The organism is Bdellovibrio svalbardensis (assembly GCF_029531655.1).
Classification (GTDB): Bacteria; Bdellovibrionota; Bdellovibrionia; order Bdellovibrionales; family Bdellovibrionaceae; genus Bdellovibrio; species Bdellovibrio svalbardensis.
This window is the reverse complement of sequence record NZ_JANRMI010000001.1, coordinates 677,973-694,426: the sequence shown is the minus strand read 5'-3', so window position 1 is coordinate 694,426 and position 16,454 is coordinate 677,973. Positions and strand designations below refer to the sequence as shown.

Below are 16,454 nucleotides of genomic sequence, written 5' to 3'. Positions count from 1 at the left end.
GCAATCATGTAGTTATCAAAAGCTGATGGCGGCTTTACTTGCTAATCCAAACGTAAAATCATTGCTCAAATTACCACCGGCGCCTGTACCGTTTTTCCAAGCTTCACCAGGGAAGAGCAATCCGATCTGATTCACCCACTGAATTCTTTCATGCGGCTTGTAAACCAATTCGATATCCCATTCTAGACCTAAATCTTTTTTGGCATCAACAGAATTTTTCTGTGTGTTCAACAATTGAGCCCACACGATCGTATTTCTGAAATCCAATTTGTCTGTCCAAGTGTAGTTCACTGAAGGAGCAAGATAAACTGCATTGCTTACGCTTTCATCGTCAGCAGAGTTTCCAACACTCAAAGCTGAACCATTGGATCCAGTTGACTGTTTCACAGTATCTGTCTGAAGGAAGTCTGCACCACCAAGACGGTGATTGAATAGCAATATACCAACATCATAGTTTTTATCGAAAGCAAATCCACCGAAGCCAGTTGAAGATGGATCATCTCCCGTTGCCATTCCAAGTTTTACTTTCCAGTCCCATTTAGATTGAGCTTGTGGGAAGTACAACTCAGCAGCGATTCCATAACCGCTCAAACGCACATCGCTTCCGTAGATATCAACAAGACCTGTTTCACCTTGAAGGAATGACGCTTCAACTTTGAAGCCAAAACTGTCAAATCCACGCCCCAACACGAAACTTGTTGTTGTTTCATTCAAAGAGTTTTTGGCAGCCGCTGGATTTGCACCGTAAGCGTTCATTTGGCTGGTTGTGTAGTCAAGGACCGTATTGGCACCTTTTTTAGTCTCCATCATAACGCCGATCAAAGACTTGTTCTCAGCATTTTCGTATTGAAGTTGAACACCCAAAGTACTGATGGTGTTTCCTTGACCGAAATCTTGAGATTGCTGGCGTCCCAACATTGGCATCACAAACCAGTCACCTACTACGATTTTGTAGGCAATCATATCGCGAGTGTCATACCAATGATCAAAAGCCCCTTTGCCTGCATTGTAAGTCATGCCGATACCGAACTCCCAAGGAACACGACCCACCATCAAAGCGCCGTACTCTTGATTAACAGTCAGATAAAGCTGGCTCACGCGGACTGCTGAAGAACCCTGGTTCTGTGCAGTAACAACTGGGCTGTTATTATTAAGACCCCAGATTTCACCCAATTGAGAGTTTTGATAGAATGAATTTGTTAAAATATCGAAGCGAGTGTTGATGTTAATTCCATCAGCCGCGATGATTTTTGGGCTCAAGTACAAGAAGTTTGTGGCATAAGATTTTCTGCCAGATGGTGATCCCAAAGTAGGTTTGTCTACCTCAGTCCATTCAGCGCGGTAACCACCACTCCAGTCCAAAGACATCGCACCCGCAGTGGAAGACATCAAGGCAATGGAAAGACCCAAAACTTTAATCAATTTTGTGTTCAACATTCGTTTTCCCTTATTTTGCAACCACGCCCATCACATCGCCTTCGCGAATGATGACAAGGTCTTCATTTTGAATTTTGATTTTAGATCCTGCGTACTCAGCAAAGACAATCTTGTCTCCGACCTTGACGTCCATAGGACGAAGGTGGCCTTTTTTGCTGATATGACCGCGACCTGCGGCGACAACGGTCCCCTGCAAATTACCAGAAACATCAGAAACTGAGTCCGGAATATACAAACCACCTGCGGTCATTTTCTCTGCGCCCGACAACTGTACGATCAAACGATCATCCAAAGGAGTCACAAAGTTACTCAGATCCAACACTTTCGCTGGAGCTGGTGTTCTGAACAAATGTTGATTCGCAGGTTTTGCTACAGCAGTCTTCGCGGCAGCGTTTGCCTTGTTAGCTGCTTTCACAACTTTTTTTGCAGCTGGCTTCACAGTTGCTTTCTTCGCAACAGTTTTCTTAGCGACCGTTTTTTTTGCAGCGACCTTCTTCGCGGCAGCTTTAGGAGCCACTTTCTTCGCAGCTTTTTTAGCCGGAGTAGCTTTCTTCTTAGCTGCAGCCTTCGGTGCTGCTTTTTTTACGACTGGTTTCTTTTTCGGAGCGGCCTTTTTTACAGCCTTCTTAGGTGAAGTTTTTTTTACTAGCTTGGTTTGCTTAGCAGAAGATTTCTTCTTAGCCACAAACGATCCTTTCAATCAAATTGCATCTGAGCTTTGCTTCAGACTCAATTTCGTACTACGCTACATGAATGATGCGACCACGATTAAAGACTATTTTAATTTGTTTTACAATCCTTGTGACGCTTGTGATCATCACGGGCCTTGGCTTTGGAGTCTATTCCTACTTCTCTCTGGAAAAAGAGATGACTCAGAAGTTGGAGTCAAAGAAATTCTTAATTCCGACGGAATACTACGCAGCACCGCCGACCTTCACAGCAAGGACTTTGCTCAAGATTGAGGATCTCGAATCACAATTTGCAAAACAATCCTATCGCCGTCGTAACTATGACCAACGCCTCCTCCCCGGCGACTACTTCATTGCAAGTCGTGAAGAATGCAGCGCACGTCTTCAAGTCTCGTTGAATGAAGAACAAGTGCAATGTTTTGGCTGGGTGAATAAAGAAGTCGAGACAAATCGGATCGACAGCTCCATTCAAGTTCTTGTATTGCAAAAGGACAATTTGATTTCCCAGGTTTTCAGAGGCGCTCCCTTCCAGGAAGTTCCCTCTTTGCTCGGCGAAGCTCCCCTGCTTGCTCAATACATCGGCAATGAGCCTTTGATGCAGAAAACGGTCACTTTGGGCGAAGTCCCACCGATGTGCTCGAACGCGATCATGTCCATTGAAGACGCACAATTTCTTGAGCACGGCGGAGTCAGCTACAAAGGCATCCTGCGCGCCCTCCTAAAAAATTTGACTCACGGACGCACCGCTCAAGGCGGAAGCACGATCACTCAACAACTGGTGAAAAACTATTTCCTGACCAGCGAACGCACTCTTAAACGAAAATTCAATGAATTTGTCATGTCGATTTTGCTCGAATCCCGATTCAGCAAAGACGAGATTCTCGAAACCTATCTGAACGTCATCTACATGGGACAAAATGGTTCCTTCCAAGTGCGCGGTTATGGGGCCGCCTCCCGACATTATTTCAATAAAGATGTGAGTGAACTCGATCTCAGCGAATGTTCTTTGTTGGCGGCCATCGTCAACAGTCCCGGCCTCTACAACCCTTTCAAAAAACCGGAAAATGCGGAACGCCGTCGTCATCTTGTTCTTGAGAAAATGCAAGCTCAGGGATTTATCACTGCCGAACAGGCAAACATTGCGGATCGCACACCACTACCGAGCGCACCAGTTTCTTTGGCGACTGAGACCGCTCCTTATTATCTTGATGCTGTTCGCAAGCAAATGGACAGCATGAAAATTTCCCCAGAAGGCATGAGAATCTTCACCGCCTTGGATCTGGAAGCCCAACAAGTGGCGCAAGAATCATTGCGCAATCACTTGGATGGACTTGAAAAAAACAATAAGTACCTCAAGGGACTTAAAGAAAAAGGAAATACTCTTGAAGGCAGCGTTCTAGTTGGTGATAATAAAACGGGATTGGTCAGCGTTGTGGTCGGTGGCCGCAACTATCGCATGACCCAGTTCAATCGCGCCATTGATGGACACCGCCAAGTGGGCTCGATCATGAAACCTTTTGTTTATTTAACCGCTCTGATGAATGAGACTCCCGAAGGCAAGCCTTACACTCCGATCACTTTGCTGAAGGATGAAAAGTTCACGACAAGATATGAAGGTCAGTCTTGGTCCCCTGACAACTACGGCAATCAATATTTTGGAACTGTGCCAATGTTCTTTGCTCTTAAAAACTCGCTGAATGCGGCAACGGCATCATTGGGTTTGGCTGTGGGATTGGGAAATATTGTCGATATCACTCATAAAATGGGTGTTGAATCTGAACTCAAAACATTCCCCTCTTTGACTTTGGGTGCTTTCGAAATGTACCCCAAAGAAGTTTTGCAGAGCTATATGACCCTGGCTTCCTTAGGTAAAAAAGCAAAACTTTCCTTCATTCGCAAAGTTTTGAATTCAGAAAATAGCGAGGTCTATGTTCACAATCCAGAGCCGGAGCAAGTGGAAGACCCTGCAACTGTATCAAGCCTTGTCAGCATGATGAAACAAACTGTTTTGTCTGGAACCGCCCGCTCGGTCACTTTGAACGGCTTCTTCAATCCCGCAGCAGGAAAAACGGGAACCACCAGTGACAACAAAGATGCATGGTTCGGCGGATTCACCCCGTACCTCACAACCGTTGTCTGGGTGGGCTACGATAAAAACATTCCGCACAAGCTGACCGGCACCAGCGGCGCACTTCCCGTGTGGATCAACTTCATGAAAAAGATCGGAACGCGTTATCCTCCAGACGATTTCCCATGGCCGGAGGGGACAGAAAAAGTCACTCTGGATGAGGCTACATTAAAAGCTCTCGGAGCCATCAAGGGCCCGAACGATCCAACATCAGTAGAATTGATATTCAGAAAAGGAACGGAACCCTAAGGGTTCCTAAAGGACGATTTCCAGTCCTTCGTGAGCGAAGTCCCAGATAATCTCGTTGATGTTCTCTTTGTTTTCAGAAGCTTTCGATATCAGAGATTGATAGTACTCGCCGGTTTGGCGCTTCAGCTCCATAACATGCTCAGAACGCGCACCCGGATCATGATGGGCAAAAAGAACTCTGCGAATTCCTTCACGCAAAGCGATTTCAAGTCCCACTTGTGCGGCACTGTGACCCCAGTTTGCCTTTTCAGCAAGCTCAGGCAAAGTGTATTGCGCATCGAAATACATCACATCAACGTTCTGATACAAAGGAAGATCTTCACCCAACTCTTCCGGAGTCACGCGAGTTCCTTCTGTATCCACACAATGTGCGTATGTTTTCCCGGCGGCTTCGACTTTATAACCCCAACAAGGATCTGGATGATCAAGCTTGAATGGAGTGACCGTGAAATCGTCCACTTTGACCGGCTTACGAGGCTCTAAAACATGGAAATGAATCTTCGCTTTTAGATCTTCAAATGGAACTGGAAAATAAGGTCTCTTAAAAATTCCCCGAATCAGCTGTTCGAGATCACTTTGAACCGCATAGTAGTGAATTTCACTGCCTGGAATGAAATGCGGAGTAAAAAATGGCAAACCAATCACATGGTCCCAATGAAAGTGAGTCATGAAAATGTGAAAAGGACCTTTGGCTCTGCCCAAAGTTCCCGTCATGATACTTTCACTCAGAGTGCGAATACCACTGCCGCCATCGATAATGATTTGCGATCGCCCACAACGAAGCTCAACGGATGTAGTCGCGGTGCCATAACCTCCAACCACAGGTTCTTCGATACTTTTGATGTATTTTGAAACTTGTGAAAGATCACGATAGCCCAACGAGAAGAAGTTACGAAGAACTCCTTCAATATGATATGTCCATTCCGTCGGTGTAGGAGCTGAAGGAAGTGATCCCCGCACGCCCCAAAATTTTATAGTGAGAGACATAGAGCTGTCAGAATACCCGTTAAAAAACACGAATCAAACACATATTATTTAGGCTCGACTTTATCGTAATTAACTCTGACCGAGTCAGACTTAGGTATAGCCTGACAAGTGCGAACGATATGCGTATCAGTTTTGTCTTCACTGGTTTCACCATGTTCGATGAAGGCCTCGCAAGTTCCACAATGTCCTTCAAGACAAGAATAGGGAGGTCGAAGTCGCGCCACCAGAGCGATATCCAGAAGATTTCTTCCCGATTCCGCTTCAACCTCTGTTTCAACTCCACCCAAAATAAACTGAATTTTCATACTGTGATGGTAAAGCTCTCGCATCAGTTTTGGAAGAAGAGTCTGTTGATTAAACTGCGTCGCCATCGGTGAACCCACGCGCCTCGAAACACTGTTGAACTTCTCGACAGACCAAGTATTTAAGAGATCCTTCGAACTATGAACTAAACTTTACCGCTAGTTAGCGAGGCACCTCACTTGCAATGCTTTGTAATGTTTTAGCAAATTTATTCGGAGGTTCCGCGATGAAAATCGCCCAGCATGTCCTGTCTTTGACCCTCTCATCGGGTCTTCTATTGTCTCCCATTCTTCCCGCACACGCAGGGGGCCTGGATTTTTTAGAACCCTCTAAAGTCGCAACCAAGGTTAAAAACCTTATCGCCAAGCAAAGGGTTGGCGGAACGATCAACATCGTAGATGCCCCTGTTTACGACGGGCTTTCCGCTGCGCTCAAATATAAAATCCAGTCAGAGCCTTCCTATGTCGACGGTTTCTATACACGACTGGATAAGTACACTTTGGACGTTAATGCCAACCCGGGTGACTTTATCGACGGCAATGATCTGCCTCTTGGATTTTCCATTGATAATAAGTCTGAAATCATTTTCGCGCGCCAGTTTAGAAAGCAAAGTGAATCTTTAACGGCCCTTCCTTATGGCCCCAGAAATCTTCCGCTTTCTGCGGAACAGGCCATTCGCAATTTAAATCCCGGTGACTTCGTTGCCATCACGGGAAAGCTTTCTTTCGTCGTCTCCCTCGGTACAGATTCTCCCTTTTCTGCAATCGGAAGCGCGGGTGCCTCAACCCATGCCTTTGTCTCTGGGGAATTCCTCATTCATACCTTCAGAATGCCCAACAACAAGCTTCGCGTGAAGCTGATTGCCCTGCGTGGAAAAGGCGTGGGTGCAGATGGCTCTGTGACCTTGGGTAACTTCAAAATTGTAGGCTTTAAGTATCTCGATAAACGAATCAAAAGCTGGATTGATCTTGATCCTCTCAGCCTTGGCTTGGGTAAAAGTTCGAACCATCTTTTCATGCTCGACTATGTGTTTGACTTGAACAATTCTCAAGCAGCACAAGCCTATGATACTTTAATTCAGAAGAAAACGCGCTTTAAAGACCTTGCTTTCATCAATCCACTCGAGAAAAGCAAATCCGTTCAAGACGACCTCCTGACAGATCTTTCCACTGTTGAAGAGATTGCCAGGGAAGATCACGAACTCGAGCCTTTCAAACGTCGTATTGACCGTATTTTCAAAGGGTCCAATGACTCCTTGAGCACGAGTTCTTCATTTAAATTCGGTCTTAATATTTTACGTTTTGAATCAGGCTCCACTTACGCGCAAAACAAAGTCGTGCATGTAGATCGTGACGACACTGAACAAAAGTATATCCTGGATTCTTATCAAACAAAGAAACAGATTAACGTCATCTTTGGTCTGTTCGGTGACGAGACTCGCATCTCATCCAACATGCTTTTCTCTGCAGATGACAACTGGGTTATTCGTGATTTCGTGGCTCTGACATTGGGTCGAGAAGTGAAGATGAAAAACGTCTCTAAAGGCGACTACAAAGACATCCAAGAGCATGTCAAGTCAGTCATTCCCGCTTCAGAATATGCGCGCATTGACTGGAAAAAATGGGACTTCTCTGACGGCAACCGCGTGAATGGTTACTTTAGAAATGAACTCTTCTTCCATCCTCAGGCGATCCGCGCAATTCCTAAATTGGATTATCCATTGGCAAAAGTGCGCTTTTATAATTTCATAAAAACTCACGGTCGCCCCAAAGCACCACCACGCGATGAAGATCCTTTTGCCGATTCACAACAAAGAATGCTTGGCTTGGACCGCTATGAGCGCGACATCGAAAATGTAGCGAAGGCGCTGACTTTGATCTTCGATCCAGCGAAACCTTCGGCTGAGCGCTACAACGCCTTCAAGAATTTGAAAGATCATCCATTATGGCAGCAGTACGGCGGCGGCTTCCTGATGTCTTTGATTCCTGCCAATCAGCTGAATTCTTTGATCGCCTATGAGATGACCTTCTCTGCCAAGGATGTTCCAACCATTTCTTACCGTTTCGGGAACTTCGAACAGGAAGAACTCTACAAGTCCCTAATGTACATTCAACGCGTCATTAGCGACCGCTCCTTCGACCTCCGCCTACTTACCGATGAAACCGGTGAGTTCAAAGTCTACTGACTTTTAAACAAACCTGTAAAAAGTGCATTTTGACCCCAGAAAATCTAGAGTTTTCTGGGGTTTAGCCCCTTTTCAGCCCTAAAAATACTGGCCCATCCTTTGCACACTTTTGCTACTGGTGACGAAGGGAAACCAGATGCAGTTGCGCAGACACAAGGACATTATTGCCATTAAGACGGGGCTTAACACCTCCCCGGTGGCATTCCATGCGCGCAATCTGGAAGTGGCTCAAGTTTCTGAACAGGCTTGGGAGTCTATGGCGCCCTCCACTTTTGACAACGGCTTTGTCATGAATATGGAAAGCTATGAACCTGGTGTCGATGTCGAAGCTCTTGAGTCTTTGGAAAACTGGAATCAAGAGGTCAACCCTGAGGCCAAGACCGCCAATTTGAAATTTGGCATTCGCAGCCTCACCCTGAACGTGACTCAAATCTGCAATTTGCATTGCACCTACTGCGCTGCAGGTGGTGATGGCACTTACGGTGATCCAATCGCCCGCATCTCTGTAGAAAAAACTTTGCCGCAAATCTTGTTCTTTATGAACAAACTCAAGGAAGGTGAAACTTTCCACATCACTTTCTTGGGTGGCGAGCCTCTTCTTTATCCTGAAGCGATCAAGTTGATTGCGGATTATGTGAATATCATTGCTGAACAACAGAACTTAAAATCCAGCTTTAGCGTTATTACTAACGCCACCTTGGTGAACGATAAGAATTTAGAACTTCTGGCTTCAATCAAGGCCTCTGTCACTGTCAGTATCGATGGCCCCGCTGAAACTCATGACCTGGCTCGTCCTCAAAGAAACGGTGAAGGTTCTTCCAAAGCTGTTATCGCAGGTCTTAAGAAAATTCTGTCACGCAAAGAAGACCTGGGTCGCATTCTTTTGCATGCTGTTTTCAGCAAGCAAAACCTGGAAGTCGAAAAGGCCTACATTTTCTTTTCAGAATTCAATGCCGATGCCTATGAGTTTACTTTCGATGTGACCGAGTCGGACTCTGCAGCCAACGGCAAATTCATGGCGGAAATGACTCGCGTGGCTGAGCTTGCCTACTCTCGAGGCGGCGAAGCTGAACTTCGCAAAATTACACTTTTTGACGGCTACTTCCGTGCGCTAGATCAACAGCGCAAAACTGAAAATCATTGTGGCACAGGGAAGTCCTTGTTGAGCTTTGATTCTAACAATAAACTTTATTCTTGCCCCCTTGAGGTGGGTAAGAAGAGTGAACTTCTGGGTGAAGCTCAGAATCTCGATATGGCCGCATTGGAGAAACTCCAAGCTCCCTTGATCGAGAAAAACAACTGCCAAAACTGCTGGGCTCGATTCCTGTGCGGTGGTGGTTGCCTTTTTGTCCATAAATCCCTCACAGGCGACAAACATAAGAAGCATGTGAGTTTTTGCGAAAGAACCAGATACTTGATAAGCCTCTCCCTGGTATATTATGAAAGAAGCAGAGGCTAGAAAAGGTGAGACAAATGACGAACACAAAACATATTAAAAAAGTAGCTCCCAAGAAAACGGCACCTACTGGCATCAAAGAAGGTCCCAAAGGTTGCGTACCTCTTGAAGGAACTTAAATTTTAATTGTCGTAGCGGCTCCGGCACAATCGGAGCGATAGTCGCCACTCCGACGAATTCGGAGTTAACAGAAAGCTGAGATCAGAAAGTTATGCCTCTTCCGCCCTCCCTTGAAGAGAAAACTGAAATCCCGGGCCGACGCCGTCGTTTTGCCCTCATTGCACTGAGAGTCGTCTTCGCCTCGGTGATTGCTTTCTTTTTGTCCCAGATCAAACTCGATTATCTCGAAGGCTTCTTATATGACTTGCGTGTGCGCACGCGAGCGGCCCAGCCCACTTCAGGAAATGTTGAACTGGTCCTTCTGGATTCACTCAGTGTTCAAAAACTAAAAAGCGATATGAAGGCTTCGATTCTGACGTCCTTGCTTGAAAAGCTAAAGACACAAGAACCGCGCTTTGTCGTTTTAGATATTCGCATGGAAGAACTTAAAGGCACTTTGGAAGAAAAAAAGGCCCTGGCCGAAGTCGCTGCCAACATTCCGGGACTCTTTGTCGTCAGTAACGATTTGGTCCTCAAGGGCGAAGAGAACTCCTTAACTTTGATTTATCCATTTGAGAAAGTTCCTGTAGCCTCTGCTCCGAAAACTTCTGATTTGAAGATCTTTGCGAAAGACAATGTCACTCGCCGCATGTTGGTTTCATACCAGGAACAGCCACTTCTTCATGCAAAAGTAGCCGCGACCTACAATCCCACCATTTTAGATTTGAAGGTCATCCGCGGGCAATTTGATTTCGCGGGATCACAGCAAGTGTATATCGATTTCAGACCGACGGGTTCTTATCCTCGCCACTCTTTCTCTGATGTCTTAGATGCCACCATGCCGGCAGGCGCTTTACGCAATAAAGTTGTTATCGTGGGGCAGGATACGGCCCAAACTTCACGCGATTATATTCTGACCCCTTACTCCCGCGAAATCATGGCGATGCCTTCGGCAGAGATGCACGCCAATATGTTCGATACGATGATCTTGAACTCAGCCCCGCGCATGGCTCCGACCTGGCTCAATGCAGTTTTGATTCTTTTTATCTCTATCTTGACGATTCACGTTGTTCTCAGCATGAAACCCACTGCGGGCTTGCTGCTTTTAGGTGAAACACTTCTGGGTTTCACAGTTCTTTGCTATGTGGCCTTCTGGCCTTTGGGTGTTTGGATCCCCATGGCAGCTCCGGTTCTTGCTATCTTCCTGTGTTATTACTTCTTCATCCCCTATCGTTTGATTGTCGAGAATCGCCGTAGCTGGGAATACTATCAAAAAAATAAGCTCTTGAGCCAAGTTGAAGAGCTTAAAACAAACTTTATCTCGATGATGTCCCATGATTTGAAAACACCGATTGCGCGGATTCAAGGAATGACAGACGTCATCCTGACCGACACGAATGCCATCAGCTCCCAGCAGCGCGAAGCAGTCGATACCATCAAGCACTCTGCCGATGATCTATTAAAGTTTATCAGTGCCATCCTCAATTACGGTCGCATTGAAAGCGAAGGCGTTCAGCTTCATCTGCAAAGCAAGGACATCAACAACGTTCTTAAAGAAGTGATCCGCAAGCATGAGTTCCTGGCGAAGGTAAAACGCATTCAAATCGTTTCAGAGCTTGAGCCGATGTTCCCGATTCCTATGGATTCTGATCTGATGAAGCAGGTTCTTTCAAACCTGGTCGAGAACGCCATCAAGTATTCACCGGAAGACACGAAAATCATGGTGAGCAGCGAGGAAAAAGGCGAGAAAGTCGTCATCCAAGTTGCCGATCAAGGACCAGGTATTCCAGCTGAAGAGCTTAACAATATCTTTATGAAATTTTTTAGAAGTAAAAATGCCAAGAGTTCACCTATCAAGGGTTCGGGGTTAGGGCTCTACTTGGCTAAATATTTTACAGAGCTACACCAGGGAAACATCTTCGTAGAATCAAACTATGGAAATGGATCCACTTTTACGGTAGAACTGCCAATCAAGCACGGGGGTATTCATGCTTAAGGTTCTAGTTGTCGATGACGATCAAGGTCTAAGACTTTCAGTAAAATCAGCCTTAGCGGTCACTCAACGCTTTGATATCGACGAAGCCTTCGACGGTGTCAATGCGATGGAAAAAATCAAAGCCGGAGAAAAAAGCTACGACGTCGTGATCCTCGACGTGGACATGCCTCGCATGAACGGCCTTGAGGCTCTTCGTCAAATCAAAGAATTCAATCCAGGCATCATCGTCATTGTCATGACAGCTCACGCGACTCTCAACGACGCGATTCAAGCTGTGAAAGATGGCGCTTACAACTATCTTGCAAAACCTGTGGCCAGCGAAGACTTGCTGGCGTTGATCGACAAAGCTGTGAATGCTCACAACTTGATCTCAAATGTTGCAGCTTCTGCTCCTGTGATGGTGGAAGCCGGTCGCAAAATCATCGGCAATACTTCGCAAATGCAAAAGGTGTTTAACATTATTCACCGTCTTGCCAAAGTGGACACACCGGTTTTGATCCGCGGTTCTTCAGGAACAGGGAAAGAATTGGTTGCCAAAGCAATCCACTTCAACTCTGCCCGCAAAGATGAAAAATTCGTGGCAATCAACTGTTCTGCGATTCCAGAAAATCTTTTTGAGTCTGAATTGTTTGGTCATGAAAAAGGCTCTTTCACCGGAGCTGACCAACGCAAGATCGGAAAATTCCAATATGCTGAGGGCGGGACTTTGTTCTTGGATGAAGTCGGCGATATGCCACAACTCATGCAAGTTAAAATTCTTCGCGTGCTTCAGGAAAAGCTTTTCACTCCGGTAGGTTCAAACAGAGAATTCCCTGCCAACGTTCGTATCATTGCAGCGACGAACAGACCTTTAGAAGACATGATCAAAGCGGGAACTTTCCGCGAAGACTTGTTCTATCGCTTGAATGTCGTACCTATATTCTTGCCAGCTTTGGCAGAACGTAAAGACGACATGGAGCACATGGTGAACATCTTCATCAAGAAGTTCAACGTGGCTCACGGCAAACGCATCAACGGCATCGCTCCGGATGCAATGTCCGTATTGAAAAAGCATGCATGGCCTGGAAATATTCGTGAGCTTGAAAACGTGATCGAACACGCTTTCGTTCTAGAAATGACAAACATCATCACGATTGCTTCTTTGCCTGAATCTTTGCTTGTCGCTACCGGAACAAACTTGATCGACGTTCCGCCGGTCATGGAGACTGCCGCAACTGTCGCTTCCGCTGGAGTTTCAGCGGCAGCAAAAGCACACGCAACATTAGGTGATGATGAAGATGCGGATCTTGGTGACGATTCTGCAGATCTGGATGGCGAAGAACTGGTGCCGTTCACTGGAAGCGAAAACTTGGATTTCAACGCCCAAAAAGAAGCCTTCGAAAAAGAGTTCATCATCAAAGCTCTTAAAACATTCCGAGGCCGCATCAATCAAACGGCCCTTCACGCAAATATCCCGAAGAAAACACTTCTTCGAAAAATCGAAAAATACGGCATCGTCGCCAAAGACTACGTAAACTAAAAAAAGCCCCGGCAAACCCGGGGCTTTTTTTTTCAAGAGTGCCTGCTTCTTTTGCGGAAAAGGTACCAGGTGTTTCTGCGACACCTGGTACCTTTTCCGAGAAAGAAGCAGGCACTTTTTCGTGAAGATTCCTTTGGCAAGAAAAAGAATTTGGGAAAATTCAATTTTCCGCAGCGCCTCTAGTTTTGTAATCCATTTTTATCCTCAATATGTAGTGATGCACGTTTTTTGAGCAGCAATAGTTTTTATTTTGCGTGGTGTTCACATTGACTCACCGTAATTGAATCTGTAGTTTCAGCAACTCGCTCGAGGGGAAAAAACCAGACATGACTATGAATCCGTTGCCTCCACAGGCATACACCAAAGATATTTTGCTTAAGGCCTACCAATGGCTGATGACGCAAGATTCTTCTATCAAGGAGATCGCGACGACTCCGGATATTTTGGTGAGCCTTTATTTGAAGGCTGGTCGTGATGGTGACAGTGTTCTAGAGCGTCCGAGCATTAGAAACTTCAAGAGCGAGCTGAAGAGTTTAGCCGGAATGATGGGTGAGTTAGATCGCCCTCACCATGCTGGAGCAACCTCTGCCGGCCCCGCAACTATGTCAGCTTCGGCAACAATGGCGACCATGACTGCGACAGCAACCGCGCCGATGACTCAAATGAATCATCAAGCTGCTCCTATCGCGAGCCAAGTTCACCATCAGGCTTCGCCACAAGTGATGCCTCAAAATATGGCTTCTTCCGCGCCAACTCAAACTCAGGTCTCTTACACAGAAAAAACTGTGACTGCGACGACCCATTCCGGCGACCTTTTAGATGTTTTGGACTGCGGCACCCGCCTTATGATTCAGGAAGTCAAAGAGGAGTTCAATCTGAGCTCTGACCTGGAAGCAGTACGTATGCTGATCAAAATCGGCTATGTGAAATCCAAAGGCATGCTGAAATAGCTTAAATCCCTCAGGAATTTCAGTTATAGTTGAGATCTTAATTTTCAGGTCTACGACAATTGATTTAAAAATGTCGTAGAACAGAGGCTTCATGAAGAAAAAATATATCTGGCTACTAGCGATCTCTGGATTTTTGATCGCTTTGGATCAAGTCGTTAAAATGTACGTCCACACACACTTTCACCTCGGTGAATCTGTCATTGTGATCCCAAACTTCTTCAATCTTACATATGTCAGAAACTTTGGGGCGGCATTTGGCTTCTTGGCTGAAAGCCATCCTTCATTCCGTGAATTGTTCTTCCTGTCTATGCCACCGATTGCCCTGGTTATCATTCTAGGAATTTTGCGTGGAGTGAAGGACAACGATACCAAGCAGATCATCGCCCTATCGAGCATCTTCGGCGGTGCGATTGGTAACTATATCGACCGTATTCGTTTCAGATACGTGATCGACTTCGCGGATTTCCATCTTTACAACAAATGGAGCTGGCCAGCCTTCAACATCGCGGACATGGCGATTGTCGGTGGGGTTGGACTTTTATTGGCTTTGATGTTCATCGAGAACAAGAAAAAAGAAAAAGAGGAAGGCGCTTCATAAGCGCCTTTTTTATTACCATTTTACTTCGGAATATATTTGCGGAGTTTTCTCTGTAAACTTTGACGATGCAGACCCAATTTTTTAGCCGCTTGTGTGATATTGCCATCTGAATTCTGCAAAACGTAATCAATGTATTCTCTTTCCATTCGGGCTAAAGAGATTTCTGATTCTTCCTCTGACAACTCTTTCGGCTCTTCAGTAGAAAATGCTTTTACAATCATGTCCGGAGTCACCGGCTTCGTAAGGAAGTTTTCCGCCCCTAGCTGCATGGCTTTTACAGCAGAGGCAACGCTGCCAAAACCGCTCATCAGAATAATGCGGATCCCTGGGAACTTCTTCCTTAGACCTTCAATCAGATCCAGACCGCTTTCTTGGCCTACACGCAGATCCAAAAGGGCTCCATCTGGAGTCTGAATCGACGCTAAAGCAGGTAACTCTGCGAAGGATTGAACTTCAAATCCTCGCTCCGTCAATTCCTCATGCAAGACAGTGCGCAGACGTTTGTCATCCTCTACAAGTAGAATTTTCTTCACCGCAATTTTCATGTCAGCCCTCCTGAGGAGCAACCATGGAGATCAACAGACGGGCTGTCGCTCCCTTGCCTGATTTATTATTAAATAAAGAGAACTCCCCGCCCATTGCTTGAGCCGCCATTTGTGCGGAGTAAATCCCGAGGCCATTACCATGCTTTTTGTCGGTAATGAAGGGCTCCCCAAGGCGCGAAATAACTTCCTTGGAAAGACCTTTTCCTAAATCAACCACTTCCAAAATCAAACTTTGCCCCTCAGTGAAAAGACGCAGAGACACCGTTTCCTTAAAGTCAGAGGCTTCAGCGGCATTGTCTAAAAGATCGAAAAGAGTCTGAGACAAAGCCAGGGCCTGAACTTCGCAGACTACATCACCCTCTTGGAAATGGGTTTCTACATTTACACTTGGGTGGTCTTGCTTCCAGGCTTTCAAAATATCCAACAGCAAAGGTTTCACTTTGATTTTTTGTAAATCCCCACCGGTTGAGTTAGAAAACACACCCGCCATTTGGTGGAAAATGGCAATGCACTCACTCAAAGACTCTTGTGCGTCTGCTAGCTCGGCTTGAATTTCAGGCTGCGAAACAGATTTGCGGGCAGCACGGTCAACCCGAAGTTTTAAAGCATTCAATGGTGTCGCCATCTGATGAGAAAAACCTGCCGCCAATGCACCGAGGGATTTCAAACGATCTGCTTTAAGTTGGCGCTCTTGTAAATTGCGAATGCGCTCTTCTTGTTTTTCAAGCAAGCTGGCAAAAAGATAGGCCACGCCCCACGAGACGATGATGATCGTCCACTGCGCCAGGAAATTAAAAAACACCTCTCTGGTATCCACGTTGACCGTGATTTTGGCGTCTTGAAAAGTTTCCGCCTGAAGAATGGATAGCAAAAGTAAAACTAAAAAGCCGAAGGACAGACTTCGATATCCGCGAAGAAGCATGCCTCCAAGAAAAGCATGAATGCACAAAACAAAGATGAATGGATTATTTGCCGAACCGCTGGCGAATAAAAGACCGGTCGCTGCCAAGAGGTCCACTAGCAATTGAACAAAAAGAATTCGCGATTCTTGTGAGGCCGAGGGCTTGCTCCAGATCCCTTGAGTCAATCCGTTAAAGAGGGCAAGCAATGCAATCACCGCCATCAAGTAAGGCATCTGGGTCTTTTGCAGGTAACCAACTTGAAGCAGCGGAATCGCTCCGAAGATCAAACCAACAATAGCGATCCAACGAAAACGAATAACCCCCTGAATGCGGGTGGATGATTCGGGCCAAAAAACTCTCAGAAAGCTTGTCTTCATAACAACTTACATAGTCGAGCCCCCTCGCCCCCGC

13 protein-coding genes are annotated in these 16,454 nt (G+C 45.9%); 7 read left to right on the top strand and 6 right to left on the bottom strand.

The annotated features are described in order from the left end of the window. Positions 1-15 precede the first annotated feature (15 nt). Together NWE73_RS03410 and NWE73_RS03405 are read right to left on the bottom strand one after the other, a co-directional pair. Complete coding sequence (locus NWE73_RS03410) at positions 16-1,437, bottom strand: hypothetical protein (protein WP_277576871.1); 1,422 nt, start codon at positions 1,435-1,437, stop codon at positions 16-18. Positions 1,438-1,447: 10 nt separating this feature from the next. Continuing rightward, a complete protein-coding gene (locus tag NWE73_RS03405; protein ID WP_277576870.1) occupies positions 1,448-2,122 on the bottom strand; it encodes a co-chaperone GroES in 675 nt (224 codons plus the stop codon). 68 nt (positions 2,123-2,190) lie between these two features. Here NWE73_RS03405 and NWE73_RS03400 point away from each other — a divergent pair, with 68 nt between their 5' ends. Then, on the top strand, positions 2,191-4,503 hold the full coding sequence (locus NWE73_RS03400) for a transglycosylase domain-containing protein (RefSeq protein ID WP_277576869.1): 2,313 nt from the start codon (positions 2,191-2,193) through the stop codon (positions 4,501-4,503). A gap of 6 nt (positions 4,504-4,509) precedes the next feature. On the opposite strand, the gene NWE73_RS03395 is transcribed toward NWE73_RS03400, so the two are convergent. Beyond that, positions 4,510-5,490 carry an MBL fold metallo-hydrolase gene (locus NWE73_RS03395; protein WP_277576868.1) on the bottom strand — a complete coding sequence of 327 codons (981 nt, stop codon included), beginning with the start codon at positions 5,488-5,490 and terminating at the stop codon, positions 4,510-4,512. 44 nt (positions 5,491-5,534) lie between these two features. Further along, positions 5,535-5,795, bottom strand: a complete 261-nt coding sequence (locus tag NWE73_RS03390; protein WP_277576867.1) for a 2Fe-2S iron-sulfur cluster binding domain-containing protein — start codon at positions 5,793-5,795, stop codon at positions 5,535-5,537. Between the two features lie 224 nt (positions 5,796-6,019). Between NWE73_RS03390 and NWE73_RS03385 the strand changes: the two genes are divergently transcribed. The 6 genes from NWE73_RS03385 to lspA all read left to right on the top strand — a co-directional run bounded on the left by NWE73_RS03385 (position 6,020) and on the right by lspA (position 14,596). Further along, the gene (locus NWE73_RS03385) at positions 6,020-7,978 is read left to right on the top strand and encodes a hypothetical protein (RefSeq protein ID WP_277576866.1); all 1,959 of its coding nucleotides are present in this window, start codon (positions 6,020-6,022) and stop codon (positions 7,976-7,978) included. 136 nt (positions 7,979-8,114) lie between these two features. After that, positions 8,115-9,437: a radical SAM/SPASM domain-containing protein gene (locus tag NWE73_RS03380; protein ID WP_277576865.1), complete on the top strand. Its 1,323-nt coding sequence runs from the start codon at positions 8,115-8,117 to the stop codon at positions 9,435-9,437. Between the two features lie 208 nt (positions 9,438-9,645). Continuing rightward, positions 9,646-11,529, top strand: a complete 1,884-nt coding sequence (locus tag NWE73_RS03375) for a CHASE2 and HATPase_c domain-containing protein (RefSeq protein WP_277576864.1) — start codon at positions 9,646-9,648, stop codon at positions 11,527-11,529. Further along, positions 11,522-13,048, top strand: coding sequence for a sigma-54-dependent transcriptional regulator (locus NWE73_RS03370; RefSeq protein ID WP_277576863.1), 1,527 nt, complete (start codon positions 11,522-11,524; stop codon positions 13,046-13,048). Before NWE73_RS03375 ends, NWE73_RS03370 begins: the two co-directional genes overlap by 8 nt. Positions 13,049-13,374: 326 nt before the next feature. Beyond that, on the top strand, positions 13,375-13,998 hold the full coding sequence (locus tag NWE73_RS03365) for a hypothetical protein (protein WP_277576862.1): 624 nt from the start codon (positions 13,375-13,377) through the stop codon (positions 13,996-13,998). 91 nt (positions 13,999-14,089) lie between these two features. Next, the gene (gene lspA / locus NWE73_RS03360; protein ID WP_277576861.1) at positions 14,090-14,596 is read left to right on the top strand and encodes a signal peptidase II; all 507 of its coding nucleotides are present in this window, start codon (positions 14,090-14,092) and stop codon (positions 14,594-14,596) included. Positions 14,597-14,616: 20 nt separating this feature from the next. On the opposite strand, the gene NWE73_RS03355 is transcribed toward lspA, so the two are convergent. Next, positions 14,617-15,141 carry a response regulator transcription factor gene (locus tag NWE73_RS03355; RefSeq protein ID WP_277576860.1) on the bottom strand — a complete coding sequence of 175 codons (525 nt, stop codon included), beginning with the start codon at positions 15,139-15,141 and terminating at the stop codon, positions 14,617-14,619. Between the two features lies 1 nt (position 15,142). After that, positions 15,143-16,420, bottom strand: a complete 1,278-nt coding sequence (locus tag NWE73_RS03350) for a sensor histidine kinase (RefSeq protein WP_277576859.1) — start codon at positions 16,418-16,420, stop codon at positions 15,143-15,145. Between the last annotated feature and the right edge of the window lie 34 nt (positions 16,421-16,454).

Excerpts from the sequence above, each read along its gene's own strand:
- NWE73_RS03410 (WP_277576871.1), bottom strand. The coding sequence starts at position 1,437 with ATGTTGAACACAAAATTGATTAAAGTTTTGGGTCTTTCCATTGCCTTG.
- NWE73_RS03400 (WP_277576869.1), top strand. The coding sequence starts at position 2,191 with ATGATGCGACCACGATTAAAGACTATTTTAATTTGTTTTACAATCCTT.
- NWE73_RS03395 (WP_277576868.1), bottom strand. The coding sequence starts at position 5,490 with ATGTCTCTCACTATAAAATTTTGGGGCGTGCGGGGATCACTTCCTTCA.
- NWE73_RS03390 (WP_277576867.1), bottom strand. The coding sequence starts at position 5,795 with ATGAAAATTCAGTTTATTTTGGGTGGAGTTGAAACAGAGGTTGAAGCG.
- NWE73_RS03385 (WP_277576866.1), top strand. The coding sequence starts at position 6,020 with ATGAAAATCGCCCAGCATGTCCTGTCTTTGACCCTCTCATCGGGTCTT.
- NWE73_RS03380 (WP_277576865.1), top strand. The coding sequence starts at position 8,115 with ATGCAGTTGCGCAGACACAAGGACATTATTGCCATTAAGACGGGGCTT.
- NWE73_RS03375 (WP_277576864.1), top strand. The coding sequence starts at position 9,646 with ATGCCTCTTCCGCCCTCCCTTGAAGAGAAAACTGAAATCCCGGGCCGA.
- NWE73_RS03370 (WP_277576863.1), top strand. The coding sequence starts at position 11,522 with ATGCTTAAGGTTCTAGTTGTCGATGACGATCAAGGTCTAAGACTTTCA.
- NWE73_RS03365 (WP_277576862.1), top strand. The coding sequence starts at position 13,375 with ATGACTATGAATCCGTTGCCTCCACAGGCATACACCAAAGATATTTTG.
- lspA (WP_277576861.1), top strand. The coding sequence starts at position 14,090 with ATGAAGAAAAAATATATCTGGCTACTAGCGATCTCTGGATTTTTGATC.
- NWE73_RS03355 (WP_277576860.1), bottom strand. The coding sequence starts at position 15,141 with ATGAAAATTGCGGTGAAGAAAATTCTACTTGTAGAGGATGACAAACGT.
- NWE73_RS03350 (WP_277576859.1), bottom strand. The coding sequence starts at position 16,420 with ATGAAGACAAGCTTTCTGAGAGTTTTTTGGCCCGAATCATCCACCCGC.